This window comes from Phaeobacter italicus (assembly GCF_019801785.1).
GTDB classification, from domain to species: Bacteria; Pseudomonadota; Alphaproteobacteria; order Rhodobacterales; family Rhodobacteraceae; genus Phaeobacter; species Phaeobacter italicus.
In genome coordinates this window covers 78,912-104,540 of the sequence record NZ_JAHVIJ010000003.1, presented here as the reverse complement: position 1 = coordinate 104,540, position 25,629 = coordinate 78,912, and the positions used below count along the sequence as shown (strand labels likewise).

Sequence of the window (25,629 nt, the reverse complement as noted above, 5' to 3'; positions counted from 1 at the left end):
GCGGGGGCAAGCGGGTTTCGCAGGCGACGGCCCCTTGCAAGTCTCGCGCCAGTCCCGTGCCAATCCTGTGCCAGTTCCGTGTATGTAGACTGACCCAAGTGGCCGCCCATATGGCAAGACGCTCTTGTAACTCCCTCCGCAGTGATTAAAATAGGAGATCACTACGGAATTCGATGGCGGCCGCAGGTTCCTGGGGCCGCTTTTAGCTTGGAAAGGCAACAGATGTCCTGGACAGACGAGCGCGTCGAACTGCTCAAGAAAATGTGGGGCGAAGGGCAATCTGCCAGCCAGATCGCCAAAGAACTGGGCGGCGTGACCCGCAATGCCGTGATCGGCAAGGTCCATCGCCTGGGGCTGTCCAACCGCAACAGTGGCACCAGCAAGCCTGCCGCTGAGCCGAAGGAAAAGCCTGCAGCCGCGCCAAAACCCGCAGCCGCCGCACCAAAACCCAAACCGCAGCCAAAGACCGAACCGGCCCGCCCGGTCACACCGGAGCCTGCGTCAGCGGATGCACGGCCCGCCACCCCGGCGCGCCGCCAGATCATCCCGGCTGGTCAGCCACTGCCACCGCAGCCCTCGGCCAACGAAATCAGCCCAGAGGCGCTGGCGAAGGTGAACGAGGTCGAAAAGAAGGCCAAGAAACTGGGCCTGATGGAGCTGACCGAACGCACCTGCAAATGGCCTGTGGGCGACCCGGCAACCGAGGACTTCTGGTTCTGTGGCCTGCCGGTGCAACAGGGTAAACCCTATTGCGAAGCCCATGTCGGCGTGGCCTTCCAGCCGATGAGCGCACGACGCGACCGCAAACGCTAAGCGGATACATTCATCGCCTCTCCGGATCACATCTGGCGCGGCGAAGGCGATAGTTTTGAAAACAGCGCCCGGATTGCTCCGCGGCGCTGTTTCTTTTGGCCAACTCGGTTTCGTGGGGGCGCTGTGGCCAGACCAGCTCGGGCTCCGGTCTGGCCAGATTGATCCGGGATGACGGTTTTGGACTGCGGCTATCCCCGTTGGCTGGCCCCGATTTTGGTTGGCCGCTCTCGCAATCAGCCCTTGTTGGGCGCGGTGGAGGTGAAGTTCGGGATCACCCGGTCAGAGGCGGCGTCCGGCTCGATGCCCGGCCAGTTGCCTTCCGCCAGGTTGATGTTGCCGGGGATGTCCTCTTCCCAGAAGCCGACCACGTTCTTGGTGATGTTGAGGTAGAGCTTGTCGTCAACGATGCGCCACAGGTTGGGGTTGCCCGGAACCTTGCCGCCCTTGGAGACACCATAAGCGCAGTGGCCATCGTATTGCGGCGCATAATATTCGGGGTTGGCGGTGAATTTGTCGCGGTTCTCGGCGGAGGAGAAGGCAAATTTCGCACCGTTGTATTCAGCAGTGTAGGACGCTTTTCCTGGCACGGCTTCGGGCTGGGCTGAGCCTACGGGCGCCTGAGCCAGATCGCGGTAGGCGACAACGTCGTAGCCAGAGACGGCAAAGCCGGTCCCATCGACATATTGGTCACCGGCAAATGCGGGCAGTCCGAATGATGCGGCAGCGATGGCAGCGAAGATAACACGTTTCATAGGCAATCCTTTTTGTCGCGTGGGCCTAAGAGAGCGGAACATCCCGGCAGGAGACGCCCCATTTGTAAAAACACCAACCCAATCGGGCGGCTTGTCTCAACAATATGCAGATCGGTCGCCTTGCGAAGGGGGGCTCACGGCCCTGTGTCCAGAACGGAGGCGATGTGATCGCGGCGTGAAGGAACCGCGCAACCAGGCCAACCTGCATCGCGGGGGATAGCAGCCAGAGGTCAAGAAAAAGTGTGCGGCCCAGACCTTCCAGTCATTGGAATTTCGGATTCGCCCCTTATGTTCTCAGTCAACGCGGCACTTCGGTTCCTGAGTTCATGCAGGAGCTTTTGACTGGCCCGGCCTAAGGACGGCGCCGAAAACACACTAGACACAAAGGCCTAGAGATGAGCGATACCAGCTATACCCCCCCTAAAGTCTGGACCTGGGAACAGGAAAACGGCGGGCAGTTTGCCTCTATCAACCGCCCCATTGCCGGGGCCACCCATGACAAGGAACTGCCGGTGGGCAAGCACCCGCTGCAGCTTTATTCGCTGGCAACACCCAATGGCGTCAAAGTCACCGTGATGCTGGAAGAACTGCTGGCTGCCGGACACACCGACGCCGAATATGACGCTTGGCTGATCAATATCGGTGATGGCGATCAGTTCGGCTCGGGGTTTGTTGATGTGAACCCGAACTCCAAGATCCCTGCGCTGATGGATCATAGCGGCGACAAACCGGTGCGTGTCTTTGAATCCGGATCGATCCTGGTGCATCTGGCCGAAAAATTCGGAGCCTTCCTGCCCAAAGAAGGCGCAGCGCGCACCGAGGTCATGAGCTGGCTGTTCTGGCAGATGGGCAGCGCCCCCTACCTGGGCGGCGGCTTTGGCCATTTCTATGCCTATGCGCCTGAAAAGTTCGAATATCCCATCAACCGATTTGCCATGGAAACCAAGCGTCAGCTGGATGTTCTGGATCGTCAGCTGGCCGAAAACCGCTATATCGCGGGCGAAGAGTACAGCATCGCGGATATGGCGATTTGGGCCTGGTACGGCCAGCTGGTTCTGGGGCGGCTTTACAGCGCTGCCGAGTTCCTGGACGTCGAAAGCTACACCCATGTGGTGCGCTGGGCAAAAGAGATCGACGCCCGCCCGGCCGTATCACGCGGCCGGATGGTGAACCGCGCCTTTGGTGAATTGCACACCCAGCTGCACGAACGTCATGATGCCTCTGATTTCGAGACCAAGACGCAAGACAAGCTGCAAGGCGAAAGCGAATCCGCCTGATTGACCCAGGGATTTGGGCGCGCCCTACGACTGCCCCCAAATCTGCCAGACTGAAACAAAGCCCCGCGACCGAATGGGTCTGCGGGGCTTTTTGTAACATTGCCAAGGGCCCCTGGTCGGCTGCGCGGCGCTAGATGTTCACTTCAGGCGCGGGGGGCGATCTGGATCACGCCCTGGCGCTGACGTCCCCTGCCCTGCCAGACCGGCTGGGTCAGGTTGTGGCAAATCAAAACGCAGCCCGGCCCGCGCCAACCGACCCGCCATGGCGTCGCTTGCGGCGAAAAAGCCCACGTCGAGCGCCCCGGCCTCGATGCCCGAAAAGGTCAGCGCCTCGCCAACCGCCTTGGCAAGTGCGGGTTCGGCCCCTTCAACGGCATCCACAAACCCAAGCATATGCCCCTGACCGCCACCTTGATAGGTGAGACCCACCAGATAGGCAGACCGCGCCAGGCCAACGGCGGTGGCAAGTTTGGTATCAAGCGAGGAAATCAGCACTTCGGGGAGGCCGCGCGGCGCGGTCACGCTTTCGATTTCGGCATCAACCTCCGCCGGAGCCTGACCAAGGGTCTGTTGCAGCCAGGTGACGGCGTCCGCCGGGATCAGGATTGCGGAGGGGGCAACATCCAGATTGACCCCCAGACCGATGTTCTGACCTGCAAGCATCTGCACCACCATCCGACCGGACAGCGCCGCGTAGGGGACGATCTGGCCTGCAAATTCAGCCAGCCTGTCTTCGCGGTCGAACACCAGCGCAAAGGTGCCGTCGGGTGTTTCAAACAGCGCAGGCGAAATGGTGTCGCCCTCGGCTTCCTTCTCCAGCATCAGGAACAGTTCACTGTCCGCCAGCCGTTCATAAAATCGCAGGCGTGCAGCGTCGTCCTGCGGTGCGGCCTCCATGGCGGCGTGGCTGGTATCCAATGGGGTCTCTTGCGTCATGCGATCACCTCTTGCACCCGGGCGCGCAGAACCGGCAGCAGCTCCGCCTCGAACCAGGGGTTTCGTTTCAGCCATGCGGTATTGCGCCAGGACGGATGTGGCAAGGGAAAGTCCTGCGGCGCGTGGTCTCGCCATTGCGCGACCCGCGCCTGAACAGAGGTTTTGCCGCCGAGGTGATAGCCATGTGCATAGCCACCAACCAGAATGCGCAGCTGCAGGCGAGAGAGTTCGGGCATCAGGCGATCATGCCAGGTGCTGCGACAGATCGCGGGCGGCGGCAGGTCTGCCTTTTTTGCAGAATAGCCGGGGAAGCAGAATGCCATCGGCACGATCGCGACCAGATCCCTGTCATAAAACTGCGCCTCACTCAGGCCCAGCCAGTCGCGCAGACGATCGCCCGAGGGATCGGTAAAGGGTTTGCCACTTTCATGGACGCGCGCCCCCGGTGCCTGCCCCGCAATCAAGATCCGCGCAGAGGAACGAAACCAGGTAACCGGTCGCGGCCTGTGACCGGTGGCGGTTGCGGCGAACCGTTCGGCGCAAAGCCGACAGGCGCGGATGTCCTGCTCCAGCCCCTCCACCTTGGTCATGTTGCGCGCCTCCTTCGGGCCGATTTGGACAGTTGGGGTCAATCCGGGTTGCCCCTTCTCACCTCAGGGAGTAACGGGCCGTTGATAATGCCTGTCACAATTGGACATAATATGGTCCAAATGACCGCCTAGATCATTAACACATACGTGTTAGACCAATCATAAGGTCGTGCGCGCCAGCCGTCCTGCTGGCGCCAAACGACCATGAGACCCCAAACGGGGATGAGCAGCACCGGAACCCGCGATGCTAGAGTTTGAAAACGTGAGCAAGTCCTTCTGGACCGGCACCCAGCGCAAGGTCATTCTTGATAGGGTGTCTTTTCGCGTGGATCTGGGCAGGTCCATGGGCATTTTGGCCCCAAACGGCACCGGCAAGACGACGCTGATCAACATGATGGCCGGGCTGGAAAAGCCGGATGAAGGCGAGATCCGCAGGGGGTGCCGCATTTCCTTTCCGCTGGGGTTCATGGGCGGGGTCATCAGCAGGCTGTCAGCGATGGACAATGCCCGCTACATCGCCAATCTCTACGGTCTCGATCCCGATTATGTCGAAGCCTACTGCCGTTGGCTTTGCGGGTTGGGGGAGTATTTCGATCAGCCCCTTGGCACCTATTCGTCGGGAATGCGGGCGCGGTTCAGTTTTGCACTGATGCTGGCGCTGGATTTTGATATCTTCCTCATTGACGAGGGGATGCCCAGCACCACCGACGTGGAGTTCAACAAGAAGGCTGGCTCAATCCTGCAGGAAAGGCTTGAGACCACCACGATCATCATGGTGTCCCACCAGCCGAAGACGCTGGAGAAATTTGTTCGCTCGGCAGCGGTGCTGCTGGATGGACATCTGCACATGTTTGACACCTTGGAAGAGGCAAAGCAGCTTTATGACTACCAAACCCAAGGCTAAGAAGTTTCGCATCCGCAAGACGGGCGCCACGCAAAGCGCTGCGGCAAAACCCGTGCCCGGCCCGGAAAACACGGCCTCGGCTGACACATCTGCCAGACCGGCAGATACCAGCCCGCAGCCCGCTGCCGCCCAGCCGGATATGCAGGGATCGACCCGCCCGGCACCTGCGGCAGGCGCGGCCAGCCCATCGCCCCAGCCGGGCCAGCAGACCACGGCCCAAGCCTCTACCGATCTGGATGAGATCCGCAAGGAAGGGCTCACCGGGCGGCAGCTGCGCATGGCGCGACGGCTCGCACAGAAACACAACCTGCCAGCCACCTCCGACTTTGACGCCGTGCGCCAGTTACGGTTGCGCGGGATCGACCCGTTTGAGCGCGCCAACATGCTGGAACTGGTGGTCCAGCCCAACACCGCCCAGCCCGAGGGATCGCCGCGCGCCCCCGGCAGCGTGCAGCTGCCCCAGACAGTCGCGCCAGACAAAATCGCCCTGCCCGCAACCGAGCTGAGCCCCGCAGAGCGACGCAATCGGGAAATTCAGGAAATCCAACGCGATATCGCGCGCCGTCGGCGGCGCAAGCTGGCTCTTCTCGGAGCACGGCTTGCGTTCTTTGTGATGCTGCCGACGATTCTTGCAGGGTACTATTTCTTTGCCGTGGCGACGCCGATGTACGCGGCAAAGTCCGAGTTTCTGGTTCTGAAGGCAGACAGCGCCGGTGGCGGCGGTCTGGGCGGCCTGTTGAGCGGGACGCAATTCGCGACCAGTCAGGACTCTATCGCGGTGCAAAGCTACCTCCAATCCAAGGAAGCAATGCTGCGGCTTGACCGGGAGGCCGGTTTCAAGAGCCATTTCACCCAGGAGTGGATCGATCCCATTCAGCGCCTGACCACCGACCCCACCAACGAAGAGGCCTACAAGATCTATTCGCGCAACGTGAAGATCGGCTATGACCCGACCGAAGGTGTTATCCGGATGGAGGTCTCGGCTGCGGACCCTGAACTCTCGGCTGAATTCTCTCGTCGCCTGATCGGCTATGCACAGGAAAAGGTGAACCAGCTGTCCGAGCAGAAGCGTTCCGATCAGGTGGGCGAAGCGGAAGCCGCGCTGGATCTGGCCGAGGAAAAGCGCCGCAATGCGCAGGAACGTCTGGTGCGGTTGCAACAGCGCGGCACGGTGCTGGATCCTGAGGGGGTCATCCTGTCGCTGCGCTCGCAGATTAGCACCTTTGAGGTCCAGCGTCAGGAACGCGAGCTGGAACTGGCTGCGCTGCTGGACAACACCCGCCCTAACGAGGCCAAGGTGGCAGGCGCGCGCGCCGATATCGCCCGTCTCGACAGCCTGATCCAACGTCTGAACGACAAGATGATCAACGCCTCTGCGGGAGAGAACTCTCTCGCCAGCCTGACGGTTGAAATCCAGATGGCGCAGGCAGATCTGGCAACGCGGGACATGATGCTGCAATCCGCGCTGCAACAGGTTGAAACCACCCGGATGGAGGCAAACAGGCAGGTGCGCTATCTGACCACCGCCGTCGAACCGGTGCCAAGTCAGGAACCGACGTATCCCCGCCGATTTGAAAATACGATTTTGGCATTCCTCATCTTTTCCGGTATCTACCTGATGTGCTCGCTCACAGCGTCCATCCTCCGAGAACAGGTATCTTCATAAGCCATGAAACACATCTCCGTCGCCGACCTCACCATCGGCAATGACTGTCCGCTGACACTCATTGCCGGCCCCTGCCAGCTGGAAAGCGCAGACCATGCACAAATGGTTGCCGGCAAATTGAAGGAAGCCTGTGACAAGGCAGGCGCTCAATTCGTGTTCAAAGGGTCATTCGACAAAGCGAACCGGACCTCTTTGAATGCGAAACCTGCTTTGGGGCTGGACGAGGGGCTCAAGGTCTTGGACTCCGTCAAGAAACAGATTGGTGTTCCTGTCATCACCGACATCCATGAAAAAGAGCAATGTGAGCCGGTCGCTGCAGTTGTAGACATCATGCAGATCCCCGCTTTCTTGTGCAGGCAGACCGCGCTTTTGCTTGCTGCAGGCAAAACCGGTGCCGCAATCAACGTCAAAAAGGGGCAGTTCTTGGCGCCCTGGGACATGCCAAATGTTGTGACCAAGATCGAGAGCACGGGAAATGACCGTATTCTTCTGACAGAGCGTGGCGTTTCATTTGGCTACAACCGGCTTGTCGTCGACATGCAATCCCTGCCTGAAATGGCACGGACGGGTTACCCGGTTGTGATGGATGCAACCCATGCTGTCGCGCAACCCGGCGGCCTGGGCGGTGCGTCCGGTGGACAGAGAGAATTTGCCCCGGTTCTTGCAAGGGCGGCTGTCGCCACCGGCATCGCGGCTGTTTTCACCGAAACCCACGAAGACCCCGACAATGCGCCCTGCGACGGGCCAAACATGATTTATCTCGACCAGATGCCAAAGCTGATCGAGACGCTGATGCGCTTTGACGCGCTGGCGAAGGCCGACCCAATTCGCATTTGATTGAGGAAAGTGATTTTACGATGACCAAACCCCTGCCCGAGGTCAGCCCCAACACCTGGAATTTCCTGCGCGATCCGATGATTACCCCGACCGGGTTTCGCGAATATGACGCGCGCTGGAAATACCCGGAGGAAATCAACCTGCCGGGCATGACCGCTTTGGGCCTGGGGCTTGGCACCCAGATCCACAAGCGCGGAATTGAACCTGTCATTGCAGTGGCCAATGACTACCGCGACTATTCGCTGTCGATCAAACAGGCGCTGATCCTTGGCCTGATGCAGGCTGGCATTCAGGTCAAGGATATCGGCCCTGCCCTGTCTCCGATGGCTTACTTTGCCCAGTTCCACCTCGACGTTCCCGCCGTGGCCATGGTCACCGCCAGCCACAACCCCAACGGCTGGACCGGGGTCAAGATGGGCTTTGAGCGCCCGCTGACCCACGGCCCCGACGAGATGGCCGAACTGCGCGATATCGTCCTGAATGGCGATGGCGTTGCACGTCCCGGCGGGTCTTATGAATTTGTGGATGGCGTGAAAGAGGCCTATCTCGACGATCTGGTCGGGGATTTCAAAATGTCCCGCCCGCTGAAAGTCGTCTGCGCCACCGGCAATGGCACCGCCTCGGCCTTTGCGCCGGAGCTGTTCAAGCGCATGGGCGTCGAAGTGGTCGAGAGCCACAATGAGCTTGATTACACGTTTCCCCACTACAACCCCAACCCCGAGGCCATGGAGATGCTCCATGACATGTCCGATAGCGTAAAGGCCTCTGGAGCGGATATGGCGCTGGGGTTTGATGGCGACGGCGACCGCTGCGGTGTGGTGGACGATGAAGGCGAAGAAATCTTTGCCGACAAGGTCGGCGTCATCATGGCGCGCGATCTGTCCAAGTTGCACCCCAATGCGACCTTTGTGGCGGATGTGAAATCCACCGGACTGTTTGCATCCGATCCCGAGCTCAAGGCCAATGGCGTGACTGCGGACTATTGGAAGACCGGCCATAGCCACATGAAACGACGGGTAAAGGAAATTGGCGCATTGGCAGGGTTTGAGAAATCCGGCCACTATTTCCTCGCCGAACCCGTGGGCCGTGGCTACGACTGCGGCATGCGGGTTGCAGTGGAAATCTGCAAGCTGATGGACCGCAACCCCGACAAGAGCATGTCCGATCTGCGCAAGGCGTTGCCCAAAACCTGGTCGACCCCGACCATGTCGCCCTATTGCGCCGACACCGAAAAATACACGGTGCTGGAACGCCTGGTCGAAAAGCTGGCTGCCAAGGCAGAGGCTGGCGACACCCTTGCCGGTCGCGCCATCAAAGAGGTGGTGACTGTGAATGGGGCCCGCGTGATCCTGGATAATGGGTCCTGGGGCCTTGTGCGGGCCTCCTCCAATACGCCGAACCTTGTTGTCGTCTGCGAAAGCAGTGAAAGCGAGGCAGAGCTGCGCGAAATCTTTGCCGAGATTGATGCGGTCATCCGCACGGAGCCGCTGGTTGGGGACTACGACCAGACATTCTGAGGCCACCCCGCAGCTCTTCCAAGAAATACGCCCGCCAATTGGCGGGCGTTCTCGTTTCCGAAGGGGACACTCAGTTGCCGCCCAGCAGGCGCAGCAACTGTTCCTTTGCCTCCTGTTCGATACGGTCCCGAATGGCCTCGTTCAGATCCTGTTCCGGCGCCAGTTCGGTATCCAGTTCTTCGCTCAGTTTTTCGCGCAGCCGCTCCTTGGCCTGTTCTTCAACCGCATCGATTTCGGGTTGAAGCGCGCGTTTCAGATCGGGGCGAATTTTCGGGTCACTCCAGCGGCCCGTAATCGCGACCGGGATGGATAGTGCAGATGCCCCGTCCCCACGTTGCAGGCTGGGGGTAAACAGATAATCGATATCCTGTGCGCCAAGGCCAACGCGCCCCTCACCAACGGCACGAAGCCCCTTGAGCGTCAGCAGCAGATCCTTGTTCAGGAGGTTGCCGTTTTCGATCGTGTAGCTGCCTGTGAGCTGATCAAACACCGTGCTGCCCCCATTGCCGCTGCCGCTGCGCATCAGCTGTTCAAGATCAAAGCCCGTGAAAAACCCTTTGCCCACTTCCAGCCAGCCCTTACCGCTGAGAGAGGCCATGATCTGCGCCAGAGAGTTGCCGACACCGAGATATTCCAACTCGCCCAGTGCTTCGCCGTTCAGGCGATCATATCCTGCGGTCTGGCCCAGCATCTGTTCGATCCGCACCCCCTGAAAGCTCAGCTTGCCGCCGACAGAAAGGCCGTTGCGATTGTTGGCCACCACCTGGCCCTGGACCTGCCCCCCAAACAGAGCGGCTGGCAGGAACTTCAGCACGGCGCGGGAATTGTCGAGCGAAAAGTCCAGTTTGCTCTCTCCCAGGCGGAGCGAGCCAGTGTCCACGGCTTGGACGTCCAGTGCGATATTCGCGTCAAATCCTGCAAGCCACCCCATGTCGATCACATCGCGTGACCAGCCATCGCTGACGGGGTCATCCCCCTCGCCCGCCGCGGCAGAGGCAGGCAGATCACCCTTGTCGCCCGGCAGCAGCGGGGCGAGGTCAAGCGCGCCGGCGCTCAGCTGTGCGGTGATGGTGGGTTTGCCTGCCAACGTGATATCCGCGCCGCCTTTGATGCGGTTTTCATCCGCCGAAAGCGAAAGATCCCTGAGCGCCAGCCGACCGTCAGAGGTATAGGTTGCATCCGCCCCGACGAGCCACTCGCCGACCTTTGGCAGCTCTGTGCCTGGTGCGACCCCGAACGCCGCCAATGTCGCGCCAAGATCAGTGCTGCGCCCGGTCAGGCGGCCACTCGCAGCACCTGTCAGCTCTGCGCGGCCATCAAACCGCAGCTCGGTGTCCTTGGCTGTGATGCTCGCCCCAATCGAAGAGACCTCCCCTGCCAAAAAGGCCGCAAATGTGCCGATTTCACCAACCACACGGACGGGCGCACCGGCAGGGCGTAGGGTGACATCCATATCGACGGTCCCGGTGGGATCCGGCCATGCCAGCGCCACGTCGACCTGGCGCATTTCCACCGGTGCCTCTCCGAATGGGGCATAGCGCAGGGTGGCCCCGGTCAGGTTCAGCGCCTCGATACTGACCGGCAGGCTGTCAAACGCCCCCGACGAAGATGCGGGTGTTTGAACATCTGCCGCGGTCGGCCGTTCCAGCACCCAGTTGCCGGTTCCATCTTCACGGGTGCTGAGGTTGAGCTGCGGCAGAACCGCTGAGAGCTCTGTCACCCGCACCTTGCCCGCGATCAGATCCGCAGCGGCAATGCCGATGGTCAGGCGCTCTGCCGTCAGCATCGGTTCAGGACCAGCCCAAGAGGCGTTGGAAAGGGCCACGCGGTCTGCCTTAACCCCCAATGTCGGCCACAGCGTATAGCCGACACGCCCGCCAAATGTGACCGTCCGACCTGTCTGCGCCTCGATTTGATCCGCTGCAAGTTTCGCCAGTTTCTCGCCCGGCAACACCAAGAGCACCCCAACCAGCAACACGACCGCAATCAGCAGCGCCATCACGCTGCGCAAAATCAGCTTCATCAGCCCAACCCTCTTGCCTTGCAGCCCCGGTTTTCCGGGGTCTGGGCAGAGCTTACCTCTTTGCGGGTCGCAGGCAAAGGCAGATGCGACGGGCTGAGGTCTGGCAGGGACTGGTTGGTGATCACGCAGGCATATTGAAACGAAAAAGGGGAGCGATTGCCGCCCCCCCGCTTTCTAGATCATGTGCCGATCAGCCCTGCCCAAGCGGGTCCACCAATTTGGCAAGAACCCGGTCCTTGGTCACCTGCCCGATCAGCTGGCCATTTTCCGTCACCCCGATGGGAGAATCCGTTTCCGCAAAGCGGTGGATCACATCGCGGATGCTGGTTTCTGCATCGACGCTTGTGGACAGTGCGCCAGTTGCAGGCCCCATCAGATCCTTGGCCGAGAGCACCCCAAGCGGGTTCATATGCGCCACAAAATCGGCGACATATTCGTCTTCCGGTTTGGAATAGATCTCGGACGGGGTGCCGCATTGGACGATACGCCCCCCTTCCATGATGGCGATCCGATTGCCGATCTTGAAGGCTTCGTCCAGGTCATGGGACACAAAGATGATGGTGCGTTTCAGCTTTTCCTGAAGGCGCAGCAGCTCATCCTGGAGCTTGGTACGAATGAGCGGGTCAAGCGCAGAGAAGGGCTCGTCCATCAACAGGATCGGTGCTTCGGTCGAGAAGGCACGCGCCAGACCAACCCGCTGTTGCATACCGCCTGACAGCTCTCCGACTTTGCGATCCGCCCAGTCCGACAGCCCCACCAGTTCCAGCTGCTCGTTGGCGCGGCGGGTCCGCTCGGCCTTGGAGAGCCCCGCCAGTTCAAGCCCCAGCCAGACGTTTTCACGCACCGTGCGCCAGGGCAGCAGGCCAAACTGCTGGAACACCATCGCGATGTGGTTCTGGCGCATCCGGCGCAGGGTCGCGCCATCGGCGTTGGTGATATCCACCATTTGCGCGCCGTCAGACACCCGCACCGCCCCGCGCACCACCGGGTTCAGCCCGTTGATGGCCCGAAGAAGGGTCGATTTGCCTGAGCCCGAAAGCCCCATGAGAACAAGCGTCTCGCCCTCTTCCACGGTGAGCGTGCAATTGTGAACGCCCAAGACCTGCCCGCTTTTGTTCTTGACGGTTGCACGGTCCATGCCCTCGTCCATGAACGGCAGGGCCTTTTGCGGTTTTTCCCCAAAGACGATGGAGACATTGTCAAATTCAACAGCCGTCATGGATCAGCGCTCCACTCTGAGGACACGGTCAAGGATGATCGCCACAACAACGATGACGAAACCCGATTCAAACCCAAGCGCAGTGTTGACCTGGTTCAGAGCCCGGACCACCGGCACGCCGAGACCATCAGCCCCCACCAGCGCGGCGATGACCACCATCGACAGCGACAGCATGATGGTCTGGTTCAGACCGGTCATGATCTGCGGCAGGGCATAGGGCAACTCCACCTTCCAGAGCGTCTGGGATTTGGTGGCCCCAAAGGCCTCAGCGGCCTCCAGCAGGGGTTTGGGAGTGGACGACACCCCAAGATGGGTCAAGCGGATCGGCGCAGGCAGGACAAAGATCACCGTCGCAATGAGCCCGGGCACCATCCCGATGCCAAAGAACACAATCGCCGGGATCAGATACACGAAGGTTGGCAGCGTCTGCATCAGGTCCAGCACCGGTCGCATGGCCACAAACAGACGCGGGCGATGGGCCGCCGCAATACCGATGGGCACACCAATGGCCATACAGACCAGACAGGCCGACAGAACCAGTGTCAGGCTTTCTGTGGTTTCTTCCCAGTAGCCCTGATTGAGAATGAACAGGAATCCAAGCGCAACAAAAACGCAGATCTTCCAGTTGCGCTGCAACAGCCAAGTGATGGCGACAAAGACACCAACGGTGATGAACGGATGCGGGGTCTGCAACACCCAGAGGATGCCGTCGATCAACAGCTCCAGAAGCCAGGACAGCCAGTCAAAGAAGGGCTCTCCAATGTCCTGCAACCATTCGAAAACAGCCTTTGCCGTTTTCCCGACTGGGATTTTTGTGTCGGTAAGCCAGTCCATGCGCCTGCCTTTCGATGAGAAGTGGTCGGAATTCGCACAAAGGGCGAATTCAGGTCAAAAAAAACCCTCCACCACAAGGCTGTGGTGGAGGGCATTCATGCGTCAGATCACAGACCCAGAGACGCCTTTACTGCTGCGGTTGCATCGCCGCCGTCTTTGGTGGTCACACCGTCGAGCCAGCCCATGAACGCATCCGGGTTGGCCTTGAGCCAGGCGCTGGCCGCATCTGCGGGGTCTTCGCCGTCGTTCAGGATTGCACCCATGATCTCATTCTCCATCGCGAGGGAGAATTCGAGGTTCGCGAGCAGCTTGCCGACGTTCGGGCATTCTTCGACATACCCTTTGCGGGTGTTGGTAAAGACAGTCGCACCACCGAAATTCGGACCAAAGAATTCGTCACCACCGGTGAGGTAGCCCATCTCGAAGTTGGCGTTCATCGGGTGCGGTTCCCAACCAAGGAAGACAACCGGCTCGCCCTTGCGGGAGGCGCGTTCGACCTGAGCCAACATGCCCTGCTCGGAGCTTTCGACCACTTCAAAGCCGTTCAGACCAAAGGAGCCGCCGTCGATCATCGACTGGATCAGACGGTTGCCGTCGTTGCCCGGCTCGATGCCGTAGATCTTGCCCTCAAGCGCGTCCGCATGGGCGGCGATGTCGGCGAAATCCTTGATGCCCAGCTCGGTTGCGGCGCTGTTGACCGCGAGCGTGTATTTCGCACCTTCAAGGTTTGCACGCACGGTGTCGACGGTGCCTGCTTCGCGGTAGGGGGCGATGTCGCCTTCCATCGTCGGCATCCAGTTGCCCAGGAACACGTCGATGTCACCGTTTGCCATGGAGGTATAGGTCACCGGCACGGACAGGATCTTGATGTCGGTCTCATAGCCGAGCGCTTCCAATACGGTGGTTGTCGCCGCCGTGGTGGCGGTGATGTCCGTCCAACCCACATCGGAGAAGACCACTTCGCTGCAATCCGCAGCAGCCATGCTGGCCGAGGCCACGATCGCGAGTGTCGAGAGCGACGAAAGAAGTTTCATGATGTATTCCCTGTTGTTTTCGAGTTGGCAGGCGGCCAAGGCCCCCACCGGTTTGACACGCTAAGCCTTACCGCATTGCGACACAATCAGCCACCCTTGCGACATCTGGCCGGGCATATTGCCGGTCCTGGTCACGTTCGGATCGCCCTCGCCGCATCACGCCTGTCGGCAGGCTCAGTACCGGGAACCGGGGGTATTCTTGACCCTCTCAGCCCCATTCGTGGCGAAACTCTGCCAAGGATACGGGGGCTGCGTAAACCAAAAACTTAAATAACGGATCAAAAAATGGCGTGATGAGCCAACAAATGTCGGTTTTCACAAATCTGCGCCAGCAATGCGGCATCCGAATCGCCATCACTGACACGAGAATCCCCAACCGGCCCTCACAGTCCTCCCAAAGGGGAGCAGCAGGGTTGCAAATTCCATTATTCCCAAAGACCCCAGCGCAGGGTATATGCGCGCGCATGACACAGACACCCGGTTCCACCAATCCGCCCAGCCTTCGACCTGATCTCGCGCCCAAGCCCCGGCTTGGTGAGGCGCCCCGTGACGGGCAGCCCACCCTCGGCATGGTATCGCTTGGCTGCCCCAAGGCATTGGTGGACAGCGAACGTATCCTGACGCGCCTGCGCGCCGAGGGCTATGGCGTGTCGCCGGATTACTCCGGGGCTGATGCGGTGATTGTGAACACCTGTGGCTTCCTTGACAGTGCCAAGGCCGAAAGCCTTGAAGCCATCGGTGAGGCGCTGAAGGAAAACGGCAAGGTGATCGTGACCGGCTGTCTGGGTGCAGAGCCGGATTATATCCGCGAACACCACCCCCGCATTCTGGCCGTGACCGGCCCCCACCAGTACGAGCAGGTACTGGATGCGGTCCATGCTGCCGTGCCGCCCAGCCCCAACCCATACGTGGATCTGCTGCCTGCAGCGGGGGTAAAGCTCACGCCCCGCCACTTCAGCTATCTGAAGATTTCGGAGGGCTGCAATCACAAGTGCAAGTTCTGCATCATCCCCGACATGCGCGGCAAACTCGCCTCGCGCCCGGCCCATGCCGTTCTGCGGGAGGCCGAGAAGCTGGTGGACGCAGGCGTGCGCGAGCTGTTGGTGATTTCGCAGGACACCTCTGCCTACGGGCTGGATCGCAAATACGATGTGAACCCCTGGAAAGACGGTGAGGTGCGCAGCCATATCCAGGATCTCAGCCGCGAATTGGGCAAGCTGGCCCCCGCGGATGAGCTGTGGGTGCGGCTGCATTATGTCTACCCCTACCCGCATGTGCGCGAGCTGATCCCGCTGATGGCGGATCCGGACAACGCGCTCTTGCCCTATCTGGATATTCCGTTCCAGCACGCCCACCCCGATGTGCTGCGCCGCATGGCCCGCCCGGCTGCGGCCGCCAAGACACTGGACGAAATCAACGCCTGGCGCGCGACCTGCCCGGACATCACGCTGCGCTCTACCTTTATCGTTGGCTACCCCGGCGAGACGGAGGCGGAGTTCCAGCATCTCCTCGACTGGATGGACGAGGCACAGCTGGACCGTGTGGGCTGTTTCAAATACGAAAACGTCGACGGCGCACGCTCAAACGACCTGCCAGACCATGTGCCGGAAGAAGTGAAGCAAGAGCGCTGGGAGCGGTTCATGGAAAAGGCGCAGGCGATTTCCGAGGCCAAGCTGGAGGCCAAGGTCGGCCAGACCATGCAAGTGATCGTCGATGACATCGACGAGGACGGCATCGCCACCTGCCGCACCAAAGCCGACGCGCCGGAAATCGACGGCAACCTGTTCATTGACGAGGGAACGGAAGGGTTGCAGGTTGGCGACTTGGTAACCGTTGAAGTTGATGAGGCTGGGGAGTATGACTTGTGGGGGAAACTCGGGTAAAGAAACGATCCGGGGATCGTTTCCCGAGTTACAGGCGGAACCCTGACCTACCAGCTCAGCCCCCCTTCCCCGTCTCAAGCTCCAGCCAGGACCGAGGGAAGGGAGCAAAAGTACCCGCCCCGTTGCTCGACCGGTAGGTGCCTACTATAGTCTAGAAACACGCATTCTCTTTCTGGACTACATCTTTGAATTTCATTCGCAGAGGTCACTACACTCCTTTCCTACTTGGTCTTCTAATTGGGGGAGCTGTAGTTCTGTCTTCCGTATTGATATTTGACCAAGTCTACGATTCTCGCCTCCGAGAGGCTTGGGGCACTTGGACAATCCTAGTAGGAACCCTTCTCACAGGTATTTTCGCAGGCTGGGCCGCACTTCAAAGTGCTCGCGCTCAAATCAATCAAGTTCAGGAACTAGAAAATCAGAGAAATAGCGCCAAGCTTAGGGCTGCAAGGGCAACGCTCTCGGTGGCTTTAGTGGAATTTAGTGCCTTCGCAAAATACGGTGCGCTAGCTTCGGTCAATCCGACGCATGTACGGGAAGTTCCTATGGTCGGGTTGGGTTCGATCAACACCCTGAAGGAGGTAATCGAACACGCCGACCCAATTTCCATTCGATGGCTCGCGGCAATCTTGGCACTCCACCAAGTTTTTTCATCACGACAAAAAAACGAGAACAGTAAACTAACTACTCCAGGAGAATGGCTTCTTCTTCACAGCGCGATAGGGCATTGCTTCGGCTATGCAAGATTTTCAAACGGATGCGACCAGATCCCGGAGCATCTGGGAGGCGGGTGGCGAAATCTGCCTGATTGGTCCTACGAAAGCGCCGAGAACGAAATAAGCCAATGTCAAGAACAAGCATTCAAACGCAGCCTTGAAAAGTGGGCGAATACTCTTTCAGGAACTCTTCGCGAGTTCGAAGGCGGCATGATAATGAACTTGGAAAAGCGAGAAGAAGCCAGATAGCGAACAATTCTCCCCACCTGACCCTGGGTGGGTGCGAACCGCCCTTCTGTTTTGCGGGAGGCAAACCTACGGTTTGACGGGAGGGTCGTGAGCTGCCCGCGCTTTGCGCGGGGCTTGTTTTGCGCGGGCTTGCGGCTATCTGCCCCTCCCCTCGCGCCAAATCCCTCCTATCTTCTCCCTCAACCGCAACCAGCCAGGGGGAGCACCCAGCCATGCCAAGCGACAAGACAGACACTCCGGACATCGCGCAGAAAGCCCCCTTCCCCGTCGAGGTGAGGGAGGGAAAGACCTATTTCTGGTGTTCCTGCGGTAAATCTTCGCGCCAGCCGTTCTGCGATGGCTCTCATGCGGGGACGGGGTTTGCGCCGGTGAAATACACTGCAGAGAAGGACGGCAAAGCTTTCTTCTGCGGTTGCAAGCACACTGACAAGGCGCCGCTCTGCGACGGCAGCCATGCATCCCTCTAGCGCCAAAAGCAGGAACACCACCGTGGCCGATCAGCAAGAGCAGACAGATGTGCTGTACAATGGCGACTGCCCGGTGTGCAGCATCGAAATCGACCATTATGCGCGGCTGTCGCAACGGCGGGACCTGCCAGTGCGATTTGACGATCTGAACGCCTGCGATCTGGCCCGATGGGGTGTGGATGCCGATCAGGCGGCGCGGCGGCTTCATGTGCGGCACAAGGGCGAAGTCCTGAGCGGCATCCCCGCTTTTCTTGTCCTGTGGTCCCAAATGCCGGGTTATCGATGGCTGGGGCGGATTGTCGGCCTGCCGGGGCTGCGCCAGCTGGCAACGCTGGTCTATGACCATCTGCTTGCGCCCCTGCTTTATCGTTGGCACCTGCGGCGGATCAGGCGGCAAGGATGAGACAAAAACAGGCGCCCCTGCAAGGAGCGCCTGTCAGTGTGTAATGTGTGGAATGCCCGTCTGGATCAAGGCATGAGACGTTTCAGGGTCTGCGCACTTGGGCAGAAGTCGGGGACTGCTGGCCCCTCCCCCGGCTTGCGCGCCGATGACCACAGCGCGCAGGCATTGCTGCAACCGCCACTGCGGCAGCGCGTCACCAGCTTGGCATAATCGAGATGGCTCAACTCTCCGCTGCGAAGGGCCGCGCTGAGGTCGATGCCTGCAGCCTTTGCCACGGTCTGCAACAGCCACAGATGCCGGAAAAGATCACCGAGATGCTCGCTCTCATAAGCGAGGTCTTTCATGCCACGCGGTCCCGCAGAGCCATGAGCCTTGCCGCGTTTCGGCACCCTTCCATCGGGGCCATGCTGCCTGGGCTGTCTGTCTGCTCATGAGCGGTCAGAAACCGCTCGCAGCGGTGCACTTCACTACACCCACGGCAGCGGGTGATCATCGCAGCCCAGTCCTGTTGGTCAAAATCTCCGGCCGCGAAAGAAGCGCTCAGATCGGCGCCAACGACCTTTCCCATCCGCGCCATCAGCCGCAGATGTCGGAGGGGATCCCCCAATGTTTGCATGTCAAATCTCCTTGGCGATTCTGGAAAGCCACGCGGGCCCTCAGGACTGGCCTTCGTTCAGAAAGGACAGAAGATCGCGATTGCGGCAGAAATCCGGAGCCTCGGCCCCAGGTCGCGCGCCTTGCTCCATCCACTTGCGGCAGGCACCGACGCCACCACATCGGGTGCAACGCAGAACCGCCTCGCTGATCTCATCAAAGCGCAAATTGCCAGAGATTGCCTCTTCCTGCAGATCAAGCCCCACGGTCTGGGCCATCTGATCAAACAGGGCCGCATGGGTTTTGAGTGTTGCCTGAGTGGTCATCGCGCTTTCCCCAGAATCATTTATTCCAGGTGCAGCTTAGACGTGTGAGACATCACCGAAATTGACACAGATCAAATGCCCTTAGGGCAACCAGGGGCACCAGGAATTATTTTTTAATTTCATCGACATAAGCGCGGACGGCATCCTGGACGCGGCGGAACCGGTCGCCGCCCAGCTTTTTGCCGCCATACCAGCGGGTCACGATGATCACATGATCTTTCAGCCCGTCCCGCTCCATCATCCGCAGGATCACCATGCCGGCGCCGCTCTCTCCATCGTCAGCCTTCAGCCCGCCGGTTGGCAGCTGAGCGGCCCAGGTGTTGTGGGTGGCTTTGGCATAGGCGCGGTCGGTCTTGAGCGCGGCGAGCACCGCGTCAACCTCCTCGCGGCTGGTGACCTGCGCGCCACTGACCGCATAGCGCGATCCCCGGTCAGTGAGGATCACACCCATCTGGCGGAGCGAGGCGACGGCCTCATCAGGAGTTCGGGTCAATTGAGATTATACCGTCTGATCGTTTCATTTACGATGCGCACCCGGTCCGGATTGGCGGGGTGTGAGCCAAGGAAGCGATCGCCGGGATCCGGCAAACGGTTGAAGAAACGCACACCAACACTGGGACGATAGCCCGCCTTGTGGGTGATGATCGTGCCCAACTCGTCCGCCTCAAGCTCGAAATCCTTGGAATAGGTGCGCGCGCCGACAATGGCCCCGATATCCTGCGCGCGGGCAATGCCTGCATTGCTTGCCCCGGTCGCGCTGGCCAGACCAGCCAGCAGGATAGAGCCCGCGACAGCGCTTTGCTGTTTGCGCGCCAGATGCCCGCGGATGTGATGGGCGGCTTCATGGGACATGACAAACGCCAGCTCATCCCGGTTTGCAATCTGCCCCAACATGGCGCGGGTAAAGGTGATCACGGGCCGCCCGGACCGGTTGAGGCTCTGATACGCATTGGGAGGCGCGTTCGGATCGGGATCAATGCGGATCAGGAAATCACAGTTCAAACCCTGTGTGCGGGCGCGGCATTCCTGCTCTGAAACAGGTTCGACAGCCCGGGTGACGGCGGCAAAGGCGCTGTTGGCCTCCGCCGGAGACATTCCCTCTACCGGACCAGAGCGGACCGGCGGCGCGGATACCGGCCCGGTATCAACCGACATGTTACAGCCCGCAACGGCAAATCCCAACAACAGCAACAGCTTGCGCATGATGTCTCCTCGACGTGGTTTGTCCCATAATATGCGCCACAACGGCGCAGGATCAATCACATGGCAGATGATCCCCGGCGCAGCGGCACAAGTTCGCGTGAAGCCGTTGCCCTCTTGCCAGCCGTCGAAATGGGGTGCAAGCTGGGGATATGTTTACCATCGAACATGAATTCGACGCCACGGTGATCACGCTTGTTGATGACGAGGCCGAGCTGTTGATGGAAGATGTCTCCATCAATGTTTTTGCAGAATGCGTCACGGTTGAACAGTTGGACCCCCGCACCGATGAGGTCCAGATGATCACCCTGTCGCACAACCAGATCCGCGATCTTGCCGCTGCGCTTGACCTTCCTGAGGGGGTCTACCGATTTGCTCGCGACGGCGAAGGCGGGGAAGAGGTAAAACCCGGCAGCTGACAGCGAAACCAAGCGACCGCGTCGTCAAGGCCGGTAGCCAAAGAGCTTTTCCCGCGAGGTCGCTCCGCGCAGCAGCACAAGATCCCGAGGCGCCACCCTCATGGCTGTTGCGAGCAGTTTGCGCACAGCCTCGGTTGCCTTGCCATTCTCCGGCGCGGTTGTGGTGGTGATCTTCAGCACCATTTCGCCGCTGTCACCACTGGTGCGCTGGACACTGTCGCGCGCCGCCTTTGGCGTCACACGGACCAGGATGTCCTTGCCCGCCTCGGCAAGGTCGCTGAGATCGGGCAGGTCTTTCTGTTTTGGCTTCCCCATCCCTGCCTATTGGCCGAAGCGCCCCCGGAAATCCATAGACTTTCGGCCCCAGTGCAGGATATCCCCCTTTCCGACTTTGCCCGCTGATCCCTGACAAGGGCTGACCCAGCCAGCACGAGACCGGCCATTTTGGTTGGCTCCACTTGAAAAACCGCTGCTTCCCTCCGAGATAGGGAACGTGATGTAAAAAGGTTTCACATATGCCCGAACGCAACGACGCCGCTCTTGCCTTTCTTCAGTCCCGCCGCTCTCGGCCTGCAAAAACGCTGATTGCCCCGGCGCCAAGCCGCGACGAGCTGATGCCGCTGCTACAGGCTGCAGCGCGCACGCCGGATCATGGCAAGTTGGAGCCCTGGCGCTTTATCGTCGTCGAACGTGGCGCAATGGCGCGCCTTGCCGATCTCACCACCAAGACCGGGGAGCGTCTGCAGAAATCGCCAGAGGACATTGCCAAGGCGCGCACGCAATTTGAACTGGGCCAGCTTGCGGTGGTGGTGGTCGAAATTCAGAAAGACAGCCCCAAGATCCCCCCCATCGAACAAAGCTATTCTGCGGGCGCGGTCTGTCTGGCGCTCTTGAATGCCGCATTGGCCGCGGGCTGGGGGGCAAACTGGCTGTCCGGCTGGGCCAGCCACGACCCGATTTTCTGCCGCGAGGCTTTTGATCTGGCCGAAAATGAACGCATCGCGGGACTGATCCATATCGCAACCGAAGGCAGCGTGCCGCCAGAGCGGCCCCGCCCTGATCTAGCCGCCATAACAACATGGGTAGAAACATGATCCTGAACGATTTTTTCAAGGCGCTCGGCCAGACGGGCGATCCACGCTTTCGTCAGGTGCTGTTTCGCGGGATCGGTCTGACGTTCGGCCTGCTGGTGGCCGCCTATGTGCTGGTTGTGGTGCTGGTTCAATGGCTGGTTGGGCCGGAAATGACGCTGCCCCTGATCGGGCAAGTCACTTGGGTGGACAACATCCTGTCAGTGGCCTCTGTCTTCCTGATGATGGGGCTGTCAGTGTTCCTGATGGTCCCTGTGGCCTCGACGATGACGTCGCTGTTTCTTGATGACGTGGCCCAGGCCGTTGAGGACCGGCATTACCCCGCCCTGCCCCCTGCGCAGAAAACAGCCTTTTGGGATGGGGTGCGCGATACGGTGAATTTCCTCGGCGTTCTGATTGGCGCCAACATCCTGGCGCTGGTGCTGTATCTGGCTCTGCCGCCCTTTGCGCTGTTCATCTTCTGGGGCTTGAACGGGTTTTTGCTCGGCCGGGAATATTTCACTCTTGCGGCGGCACGCCGGGTCGGCATGCCAGAAGCGCGCCGCCTGCGCCGCAAACATATGGGCTCGGTCTGGCTGGCGGGGGTGCTGATGGCGATGCCCCTGTCGATCCCCCTTGTGAACCTGGTGATTCCGATCATTGGCGCGGCGACCTTCACCCATCTGTGCCACAGGCTGGCTGCCCGCGCGGCGTGAGCGAATGGCCCAAGCGGGTCGTGACAACAAAAAAGGCGGGCATCGGGCCCGCCTTTTTCATGTCTCATAGCTGCAGATCACTCAGGATCAGGCAAACGGTCAAACCAGTCAAAGTCATTCACCGTGATCCAGCCGCCCAGGATGATGGTGGCAAGGATGCCCCAGATGACGGCTGCCGCCAGCGTCGTGATCCAGGCCTTTTGCTTCAGATAATGGTGCTCTGGCGCGCCAGCATGGGTGCCCGGCACGATCTCACCCCGGTCGCCCTGGGTTTCCAGACGGATCGGGATCACGATCAGGAAGGTCATGAACCAGATCACTGCATAAAGTACCAAACCGGATGTAACGCCCATGTCTCTCGCCCTCTTGGATCGTGCCGTCAGTCCTGCCCGGACAAATGCGTCCGGGCCTTGGACATGCAGATAGAGTTAAACCTGCTCCAATTCCACCAGGCAGCCGTTGAAATCCTTCGGATGAAGGAAAAGAACCGGTTTTCCATGTGCGCCGATCTTGGGCTCACCGGACCCCAGAACACGGGCGCCCTCTGCCTTCAGTTTGTCACGAGCAGCCAGGATGTCGTCGACCTCGTAACAAATGTGATGGATGCCGCCGGCGGGGTTCTTTTCCAGGAACCCTGCAATCGGAGAATTGTCGCCCAAGGGGTAGAGCAGTTCGATCTTGGTGTTGGGCAGTTCGATAAAGACAACTGTTACGCCATGATCGGGCTCATCCTGAGGGGCGCCGACATTGGCGCCAAGAGTGTTCTTGTACTGGGCGGATGCGGCATCCAGATCCGGCACGGCAATGGCAACGTGGTTGAGGCGGCCAATCATGTGAGGTCTCTCCTGTTGATGTGTTTTGCCGATGTTATCAGCCAGCCCCCTTGCTCGGGCAAGTGCGCCAATCCGCGCGGATCCCATGACGCTGCGGACATCAGAGCACTGAGAAACAGGGGCCGAAACGCGCGTTCGCACTGTTAACCACGTGTTAGCCTCGATTCCATAGCGTTGAGGCCTATCCAGTAGGAGCCTTAGCCATGGACGATTCGGAACTTTTCGCTGCCGCCCACCGCTTGCCCACCACCAAGCGGCCATTATTGGGGCTGACGATCCTTGTTGTGGAAGACAGTCGCTACGCCTGTGAGGCGATGCGCCTGTTGTGCCTGCGCAGTGGTGCCCGCATCCGACGCGCCGACTGCCTGAAGTCAGCCTATCGCCACCTGAAGGTCTATCGCCCCTCTGTTGTCATTGCCGATCTTGGCCTGCCGGATGGGTCGGGGGCCGATCTGATCCGCGCCGTCGCCGAGAGCAGCCCCCGGGTTGGCGTGATCCTGGGGACTTCGGGTGATGAAAACGCCGAAGCCATGGCGATGGAGGCTGGCGCCGATGGCTTCCTGCCCAAGCCCATCACATCCCTTGCCGAATTCCAGTCCGCCATCCTGTCGCGCCTGCCTGCCGATCGCCAAATGTCTGGCCCGCGCGAGTTGAGCGATGAGGTGATCGAGCCTGATCTCCTCGCCTTTCAGGACGACATGTCCCATGCCGCAGAAGTGCTGAACGAGGCAGAGGACACCAAGACGCTTGATTATGTTGCCCAGTTCCTCGGCGGGGTCGCCCGCAGTGTCGGTGACAGCAGCCTCGCGGGAGCGGCAGACGAGCTGGCAGATGCCCGCAGCACGGGCCGCCCGGTCGCCGCTGTGACAGCACGTATCGCCGGGCTCGTGCAGGAACGTCTGAAACAGAAAGTTGCCATCTAAATGATAGAAGCTCTGCTGGTCGCCTCGGCCACCTTGGGGATTGTTCTTTATGTGCAGGCCCGGTTTTCGGCGCGCGAAATTCGCCGCAACCGCGAGCGTGATGGCACCACATTGGTCATTCTGGACCGTGCGGATCGCTGACGGGGCTGGCCATTCAGCCCTGATCACCACGTTCTCCGCAACAGCGGCATGATCTAAGCACGGATGATGCCCGGATCTCTGCCAAGATCCACGCCCGGAAAGATCACATCGCGAATATCTGCACGGTTGGTCTGGGCCATCGCATTCAGGATCCAGCCCATATAGGCACGCACATCCCCGGTCGGCATGAGATCGCGGCGATCAAACAGCGCCGCCTCGTCAAGGCCGGGCCACTGGCCCAGGACGCGGCCACCTGCAATGGCCCCTCCAGCCAGAACCATAGCGCCGCCGGTGCCATGGTCCGTCCCCCCAGTTCCGTTCTCGCGCACGGTGCGGCCGAACTCGGTCATCGCAACAATCGTGGTCTTGCGCCAAATCGCCGTGCCAAGCCCAGCCTGCAGGGTCAGGATCGTATCTGACAGCCGACCAAGACTGCGGCGCAATGCCCCGAACTGCCGGTTGTGGGTATCCCAGCCATTGATCGAAAAGGCCGCGATGCGGCTATCCTGTTGCAGCTGCTGCGCTGCGTAATCTGCGATCCGCCGATGCGCGGCAGGACGTTTTTCCCCGCCCAACTGTGAGGGCGCACCATCCCGGGCAAGATCCAGCGCTTCTGACAGCGCGGCGTGAAACAGTGGATCATCTTCCATCATCAGGCTGGCCAGCCGTTCTGCCTGCGGGCTAAGCGCCAGTTGCGCATCCGGTGACCAGTCCGACACCGGCGCCGGGCCCTGCAGCAGCTTCATCTCGCCCTGCCCGATTGCAAATGCGGTGCGCGCCTCCACGCCCTGCGTAACTTGCAGCAACCGGTTCAACCAGCCATCGCGACGCTGGTGCAAGCCAGGGGTGCCTGCTTCCAGCAGATCCTGCCCATCAAAATGGCTGCGCTTGTTCCGATAGGGCGTGGAAACCGCGTGCACAAAGCCCAGCTCCCCCGCCTGCCAAAGCGGCATCAGCGGGGCAAGAGCGGGATGAAGGGAGAAATACCCGTCAAGATCCAGCCCCCCGTTGCCCGGCCCGCCCGCAAGATTGGGGCGCAACCCGGCATAGGCAGGATCCCCATAGGGCTGGATCACGTCCAGCGCATCCATGCCACCGCGCAGAATGATCACCACCAGCCGGTTGTCCCACGGCGCGGCGGCAAAGCTGACCGGCGTCAGCAATGGGCTGGCGGCCAGCGAACAGCCAATGAGGCCACTGCGGGCAAGAAACGCTCGCCTGCTGTAGGTTCGCGCAGCCATTGGCGCCTCTTGGTCTGATCTATGTTGGTTCATCTCCGCCCCCGTC

At 60.4% G+C, this 25,629-nt stretch carries 31 protein-coding genes; 15 read left to right on the top strand and 16 right to left on the bottom strand.

The window, feature by feature from the left end; all coding sequences use genetic code 11:
* Nucleotides 1-222: 222 nt before the first annotated feature.
* Entirely contained in the window at nt 223-813 is a 591-nt protein-coding gene (locus KUV39_RS08070) for a GcrA family cell cycle regulator (protein WP_008560477.1), read from the top strand.
* Nucleotides 814-1,046: 233 nt separating this feature from the next.
* On the opposite strand, the gene KUV39_RS08065 is transcribed toward KUV39_RS08070, so the two are convergent.
* On the bottom strand, nt 1,047-1,565 hold the full coding sequence (locus KUV39_RS08065; protein ID WP_222459470.1) for a YHS domain-containing (seleno)protein: 519 nt from the start codon (nt 1,563-1,565) through the stop codon (nt 1,047-1,049).
* Between the two features lie 395 nt (nt 1,566-1,960).
* Between KUV39_RS08065 and yghU the strand changes: the two genes are divergently transcribed.
* Nucleotides 1,961-2,842: a glutathione-dependent disulfide-bond oxidoreductase gene (gene yghU, locus KUV39_RS08060; protein ID WP_222459469.1), complete on the top strand. Its 882-nt coding sequence runs from the start codon at nt 1,961-1,963 to the stop codon at nt 2,840-2,842.
* 138 nt (nt 2,843-2,980) lie between these two features.
* Here yghU and KUV39_RS08055 read toward each other — a convergent pair whose 3' ends face one another.
* Nucleotides 2,981-3,778 carry an SseB family protein gene (locus KUV39_RS08055; protein WP_222459468.1) on the bottom strand — a complete coding sequence of 266 codons (798 nt, stop codon included), beginning with the start codon at nt 3,776-3,778 and terminating at the stop codon, nt 2,981-2,983.
* Nucleotides 3,775-4,368, bottom strand: coding sequence for a uracil-DNA glycosylase family protein (locus KUV39_RS08050; protein WP_008562997.1), 594 nt, complete (start codon nt 4,366-4,368; stop codon nt 3,775-3,777). The genes KUV39_RS08055 and KUV39_RS08050 overlap by 4 nt, the downstream gene beginning before the upstream one ends.
* Nucleotides 4,369-4,612: 244 nt before the next feature.
* Here KUV39_RS08050 and KUV39_RS08045 point away from each other — a divergent pair, with 244 nt between their 5' ends.
* Genes KUV39_RS08045 through KUV39_RS08030 form a run of 4 tightly spaced genes read left to right on the top strand, consistent with a single transcriptional unit; the run spans nt 4,613 to nt 9,292 of the window.
* Entirely contained in the window at nt 4,613-5,272 is a 660-nt protein-coding gene (locus KUV39_RS08045; RefSeq protein ID WP_008560239.1) for an ABC transporter ATP-binding protein, read from the top strand.
* On the top strand, nt 5,250-6,938 hold the full coding sequence (locus tag KUV39_RS08040) for a KpsE/RkpR family capsule polysaccharide export protein (RefSeq protein WP_222459467.1): 1,689 nt from the start codon (nt 5,250-5,252) through the stop codon (nt 6,936-6,938). The genes KUV39_RS08045 and KUV39_RS08040 overlap by 23 nt, the downstream gene beginning before the upstream one ends.
* A 3-nt stretch (nt 6,939-6,941) precedes the next feature.
* Nucleotides 6,942-7,775, top strand: a complete 834-nt coding sequence (gene kdsA / locus KUV39_RS08035) for a 3-deoxy-8-phosphooctulonate synthase (RefSeq protein ID WP_008562184.1) — start codon at nt 6,942-6,944, stop codon at nt 7,773-7,775.
* Nucleotides 7,776-7,795: 20 nt separating this feature from the next.
* Nucleotides 7,796-9,292 carry a phosphomannomutase/phosphoglucomutase gene (locus tag KUV39_RS08030; RefSeq protein WP_046211145.1) on the top strand — a complete coding sequence of 499 codons (1,497 nt, stop codon included), beginning with the start codon at nt 7,796-7,798 and terminating at the stop codon, nt 9,290-9,292.
* Nucleotides 9,293-9,362: 70 nt separating this feature from the next.
* Here the strand turns inward: KUV39_RS08030 and KUV39_RS08025 are convergent, their stop codons facing one another.
* The 4 genes from KUV39_RS08025 to KUV39_RS08010 form a co-directional block, all read right to left on the bottom strand.
* Nucleotides 9,363-11,315, bottom strand: a complete 1,953-nt coding sequence (locus tag KUV39_RS08025; RefSeq protein WP_222459466.1) for an AsmA family protein — start codon at nt 11,313-11,315, stop codon at nt 9,363-9,365.
* Nucleotides 11,316-11,505: 190 nt separating this feature from the next.
* A complete protein-coding gene (choV, locus tag KUV39_RS08020) occupies nt 11,506-12,534 on the bottom strand; it encodes a choline ABC transporter ATP-binding protein (protein ID WP_222459465.1) in 1,029 nt (342 codons plus the stop codon).
* 3 nt (nt 12,535-12,537) lie between these two features.
* The gene (gene choW, locus KUV39_RS08015; RefSeq protein ID WP_008559977.1) at nt 12,538-13,368 is read right to left on the bottom strand and encodes a choline ABC transporter permease subunit; all 831 of its coding nucleotides are present in this window, start codon (nt 13,366-13,368) and stop codon (nt 12,538-12,540) included.
* A 107-nt stretch (nt 13,369-13,475) separates the two neighbouring features.
* Nucleotides 13,476-14,402: a choline ABC transporter substrate-binding protein gene (locus tag KUV39_RS08010; RefSeq protein ID WP_222459464.1), complete on the bottom strand. Its 927-nt coding sequence runs from the start codon at nt 14,400-14,402 to the stop codon at nt 13,476-13,478.
* A gap of 464 nt (nt 14,403-14,866) precedes the next feature.
* Here KUV39_RS08010 and rimO point away from each other — a divergent pair, with 464 nt between their 5' ends.
* The 4 genes from rimO (at nt 14,867) to KUV39_RS07990 (ending at nt 18,120) form a co-directional block, all read left to right on the top strand.
* Nucleotides 14,867-16,285 carry a 30S ribosomal protein S12 methylthiotransferase RimO gene (rimO, locus tag KUV39_RS08005; RefSeq protein WP_222459463.1) on the top strand — a complete coding sequence of 473 codons (1,419 nt, stop codon included), beginning with the start codon at nt 14,867-14,869 and terminating at the stop codon, nt 16,283-16,285.
* 185 nt (nt 16,286-16,470) lie between these two features.
* Complete coding sequence (locus tag KUV39_RS08000; protein WP_222459462.1) at nt 16,471-17,250, top strand: hypothetical protein; 780 nt, start codon at nt 16,471-16,473, stop codon at nt 17,248-17,250.
* Between the two features lie 212 nt (nt 17,251-17,462).
* A complete protein-coding gene (locus KUV39_RS07995) occupies nt 17,463-17,717 on the top strand; it encodes a CDGSH iron-sulfur domain-containing protein (protein WP_222459461.1) in 255 nt (84 codons plus the stop codon).
* 22 nt (nt 17,718-17,739) lie between these two features.
* Nucleotides 17,740-18,120: a thiol-disulfide oxidoreductase DCC family protein gene (locus KUV39_RS07990; RefSeq protein ID WP_317961856.1), complete on the top strand. Its 381-nt coding sequence runs from the start codon at nt 17,740-17,742 to the stop codon at nt 18,118-18,120.
* 65 nt (nt 18,121-18,185) lie between these two features.
* Here the strand turns inward: KUV39_RS07990 and KUV39_RS07985 are convergent, their stop codons facing one another.
* The 5 genes from KUV39_RS07985 to KUV39_RS07965 all read right to left on the bottom strand — a co-directional run bounded on the left by KUV39_RS07985 (nt 18,186) and on the right by KUV39_RS07965 (nt 20,243).
* On the bottom strand, nt 18,186-18,464 hold the full coding sequence (locus KUV39_RS07985) for a DUF6455 family protein (protein WP_008558849.1): 279 nt from the start codon (nt 18,462-18,464) through the stop codon (nt 18,186-18,188).
* Nucleotides 18,461-18,736 (bottom strand): DUF6455 family protein, encoded by a 276-nt coding sequence (locus KUV39_RS07980; protein WP_222459459.1) that lies wholly within the window; start codon nt 18,734-18,736, stop codon nt 18,461-18,463. Before KUV39_RS07980 ends, KUV39_RS07985 begins: the two co-directional genes overlap by 4 nt.
* A 40-nt stretch (nt 18,737-18,776) precedes the next feature.
* On the bottom strand, nt 18,777-19,040 hold the full coding sequence (locus tag KUV39_RS07975; RefSeq protein ID WP_008559230.1) for a DUF6455 family protein: 264 nt from the start codon (nt 19,038-19,040) through the stop codon (nt 18,777-18,779).
* 106 nt (nt 19,041-19,146) lie between these two features.
* Complete coding sequence (locus KUV39_RS07970) at nt 19,147-19,491, bottom strand: YigZ family protein (protein ID WP_008562351.1); 345 nt, start codon at nt 19,489-19,491, stop codon at nt 19,147-19,149.
* 38 nt (nt 19,492-19,529) lie between these two features.
* On the bottom strand, nt 19,530-20,243 hold the full coding sequence (locus KUV39_RS07965) for a M48 family metalloprotease (protein WP_008561203.1): 714 nt from the start codon (nt 20,241-20,243) through the stop codon (nt 19,530-19,532).
* Between the two features lie 149 nt (nt 20,244-20,392).
* Between KUV39_RS07965 and KUV39_RS07960 the strand changes: the two genes are divergently transcribed.
* Nucleotides 20,393-20,659, top strand: a complete 267-nt coding sequence (locus KUV39_RS07960; RefSeq protein WP_008559699.1) for a hypothetical protein — start codon at nt 20,393-20,395, stop codon at nt 20,657-20,659.
* A gap of 24 nt (nt 20,660-20,683) precedes the next feature.
* Here KUV39_RS07960 and KUV39_RS07955 read toward each other — a convergent pair whose 3' ends face one another.
* Nucleotides 20,684-20,974: a DUF167 domain-containing protein gene (locus KUV39_RS07955; protein WP_222459458.1), complete on the bottom strand. Its 291-nt coding sequence runs from the start codon at nt 20,972-20,974 to the stop codon at nt 20,684-20,686.
* A gap of 200 nt (nt 20,975-21,174) precedes the next feature.
* On the opposite strand from KUV39_RS07955, the gene KUV39_RS07950 reads away from it, so the two are divergent.
* Nucleotides 21,175-21,753: a nitroreductase family protein gene (locus KUV39_RS07950; RefSeq protein WP_046211154.1), complete on the top strand. Its 579-nt coding sequence runs from the start codon at nt 21,175-21,177 to the stop codon at nt 21,751-21,753.
* Nucleotides 21,750-22,445 carry an EI24 domain-containing protein gene (locus KUV39_RS07945; protein ID WP_222459457.1) on the top strand — a complete coding sequence of 232 codons (696 nt, stop codon included), beginning with the start codon at nt 21,750-21,752 and terminating at the stop codon, nt 22,443-22,445. Before KUV39_RS07950 ends, KUV39_RS07945 begins: the two co-directional genes overlap by 4 nt.
* Before the next feature lie 77 nt (nt 22,446-22,522).
* On the opposite strand, the gene KUV39_RS07940 is transcribed toward KUV39_RS07945, so the two are convergent.
* Together KUV39_RS07940 and mce are read right to left on the bottom strand one after the other, a co-directional pair.
* Nucleotides 22,523-22,798: a DUF1467 family protein gene (locus KUV39_RS07940; RefSeq protein ID WP_008561927.1), complete on the bottom strand. Its 276-nt coding sequence runs from the start codon at nt 22,796-22,798 to the stop codon at nt 22,523-22,525.
* A gap of 75 nt (nt 22,799-22,873) precedes the next feature.
* Nucleotides 22,874-23,278: a methylmalonyl-CoA epimerase gene (gene mce, locus KUV39_RS07935; RefSeq protein WP_008560974.1), complete on the bottom strand. Its 405-nt coding sequence runs from the start codon at nt 23,276-23,278 to the stop codon at nt 22,874-22,876.
* Between the two features lie 203 nt (nt 23,279-23,481).
* On the opposite strand from mce, the gene KUV39_RS07930 reads away from it, so the two are divergent.
* Together KUV39_RS07930 and KUV39_RS07925 are read left to right on the top strand one after the other, a co-directional pair.
* Nucleotides 23,482-24,201, top strand: a complete 720-nt coding sequence (locus KUV39_RS07930; RefSeq protein ID WP_046211156.1) for a response regulator — start codon at nt 23,482-23,484, stop codon at nt 24,199-24,201.
* On the top strand, nt 24,202-24,342 hold the full coding sequence (locus tag KUV39_RS07925; RefSeq protein WP_165589934.1) for a hypothetical protein: 141 nt from the start codon (nt 24,202-24,204) through the stop codon (nt 24,340-24,342).
* Nucleotides 24,343-24,395: 53 nt separating this feature from the next.
* Here the strand turns inward: KUV39_RS07925 and KUV39_RS07920 are convergent, their stop codons facing one another.
* Nucleotides 24,396-25,583 carry a DUF1501 domain-containing protein gene (locus tag KUV39_RS07920; protein ID WP_222459456.1) on the bottom strand — a complete coding sequence of 396 codons (1,188 nt, stop codon included), beginning with the start codon at nt 25,581-25,583 and terminating at the stop codon, nt 24,396-24,398.
* Between the last annotated feature and the right edge of the window lie 46 nt (nt 25,584-25,629).

Bases quoted from the DNA above. Each gene is read 5' to 3' on its own strand.
- KUV39_RS08045 (WP_008560239.1), top strand. From the start codon at position 4,613: ATGCTAGAGTTTGAAAACGTGAGCAAGTCCTTCTGGACCGGCACCCAG.
- KUV39_RS07925 (WP_165589934.1), top strand. From the start codon at position 24,202: ATGATAGAAGCTCTGCTGGTCGCCTCGGCCACCTTGGGGATTGTTCTT.
- rimO (WP_222459463.1), top strand. From the start codon at position 14,867: ATGACACAGACACCCGGTTCCACCAATCCGCCCAGCCTTCGACCTGAT.
- choV (WP_222459465.1), bottom strand. From the start codon at position 12,534: ATGACGGCTGTTGAATTTGACAATGTCTCCATCGTCTTTGGGGAAAAA.
- KUV39_RS07995 (WP_222459461.1), top strand. From the start codon at position 17,463: ATGCCAAGCGACAAGACAGACACTCCGGACATCGCGCAGAAAGCCCCC.
- KUV39_RS07945 (WP_222459457.1), top strand. From the start codon at position 21,750: ATGATCCTGAACGATTTTTTCAAGGCGCTCGGCCAGACGGGCGATCCA.
- KUV39_RS07985 (WP_008558849.1), bottom strand. From the start codon at position 18,464: ATGAAAGACCTCGCTTATGAGAGCGAGCATCTCGGTGATCTTTTCCGG.
- kdsA (WP_008562184.1), top strand. From the start codon at position 6,942: ATGAAACACATCTCCGTCGCCGACCTCACCATCGGCAATGACTGTCCG.
- mce (WP_008560974.1), bottom strand. From the start codon at position 23,278: ATGATTGGCCGCCTCAACCACGTTGCCATTGCCGTGCCGGATCTGGAT.
- KUV39_RS08070 (WP_008560477.1), top strand. From the start codon at position 223: ATGTCCTGGACAGACGAGCGCGTCGAACTGCTCAAGAAAATGTGGGGC.
- KUV39_RS08050 (WP_008562997.1), bottom strand. From the start codon at position 4,368: ATGACCAAGGTGGAGGGGCTGGAGCAGGACATCCGCGCCTGTCGGCTT.
- KUV39_RS08030 (WP_046211145.1), top strand. From the start codon at position 7,796: ATGACCAAACCCCTGCCCGAGGTCAGCCCCAACACCTGGAATTTCCTG.
- KUV39_RS08055 (WP_222459468.1), bottom strand. From the start codon at position 3,778: ATGACGCAAGAGACCCCATTGGATACCAGCCACGCCGCCATGGAGGCC.
- KUV39_RS08065 (WP_222459470.1), bottom strand. From the start codon at position 1,565: ATGAAACGTGTTATCTTCGCTGCCATCGCTGCCGCATCATTCGGACTG.
- KUV39_RS07965 (WP_008561203.1), bottom strand. From the start codon at position 20,243: ATGCGCAAGCTGTTGCTGTTGTTGGGATTTGCCGTTGCGGGCTGTAAC.
- KUV39_RS07955 (WP_222459458.1), bottom strand. From the start codon at position 20,974: ATGGGGAAGCCAAAACAGAAAGACCTGCCCGATCTCAGCGACCTTGCC.
- KUV39_RS07950 (WP_046211154.1), top strand. From the start codon at position 21,175: ATGCCCGAACGCAACGACGCCGCTCTTGCCTTTCTTCAGTCCCGCCGC.
- KUV39_RS07970 (WP_008562351.1), bottom strand. From the start codon at position 19,491: ATGGGTGTGATCCTCACTGACCGGGGATCGCGCTATGCGGTCAGTGGC.
- KUV39_RS07940 (WP_008561927.1), bottom strand. From the start codon at position 22,798: ATGGGCGTTACATCCGGTTTGGTACTTTATGCAGTGATCTGGTTCATG.
- KUV39_RS08040 (WP_222459467.1), top strand. From the start codon at position 5,250: ATGACTACCAAACCCAAGGCTAAGAAGTTTCGCATCCGCAAGACGGGC.
- choW (WP_008559977.1), bottom strand. From the start codon at position 13,368: ATGGACTGGCTTACCGACACAAAAATCCCAGTCGGGAAAACGGCAAAG.
- KUV39_RS07960 (WP_008559699.1), top strand. From the start codon at position 20,393: ATGTTTACCATCGAACATGAATTCGACGCCACGGTGATCACGCTTGTT.
- yghU (WP_222459469.1), top strand. From the start codon at position 1,961: ATGAGCGATACCAGCTATACCCCCCCTAAAGTCTGGACCTGGGAACAG.
- KUV39_RS08025 (WP_222459466.1), bottom strand. From the start codon at position 11,315: ATGAAGCTGATTTTGCGCAGCGTGATGGCGCTGCTGATTGCGGTCGTG.
- KUV39_RS07920 (WP_222459456.1), bottom strand. From the start codon at position 25,583: ATGGCTGCGCGAACCTACAGCAGGCGAGCGTTTCTTGCCCGCAGTGGC.
- KUV39_RS07980 (WP_222459459.1), bottom strand. From the start codon at position 18,736: ATGCAAACATTGGGGGATCCCCTCCGACATCTGCGGCTGATGGCGCGG.
- KUV39_RS07930 (WP_046211156.1), top strand. From the start codon at position 23,482: ATGGACGATTCGGAACTTTTCGCTGCCGCCCACCGCTTGCCCACCACC.
- KUV39_RS07975 (WP_008559230.1), bottom strand. From the start codon at position 19,040: ATGACCACTCAGGCAACACTCAAAACCCATGCGGCCCTGTTTGATCAG.
- KUV39_RS08010 (WP_222459464.1), bottom strand. From the start codon at position 14,402: ATGAAACTTCTTTCGTCGCTCTCGACACTCGCGATCGTGGCCTCGGCC.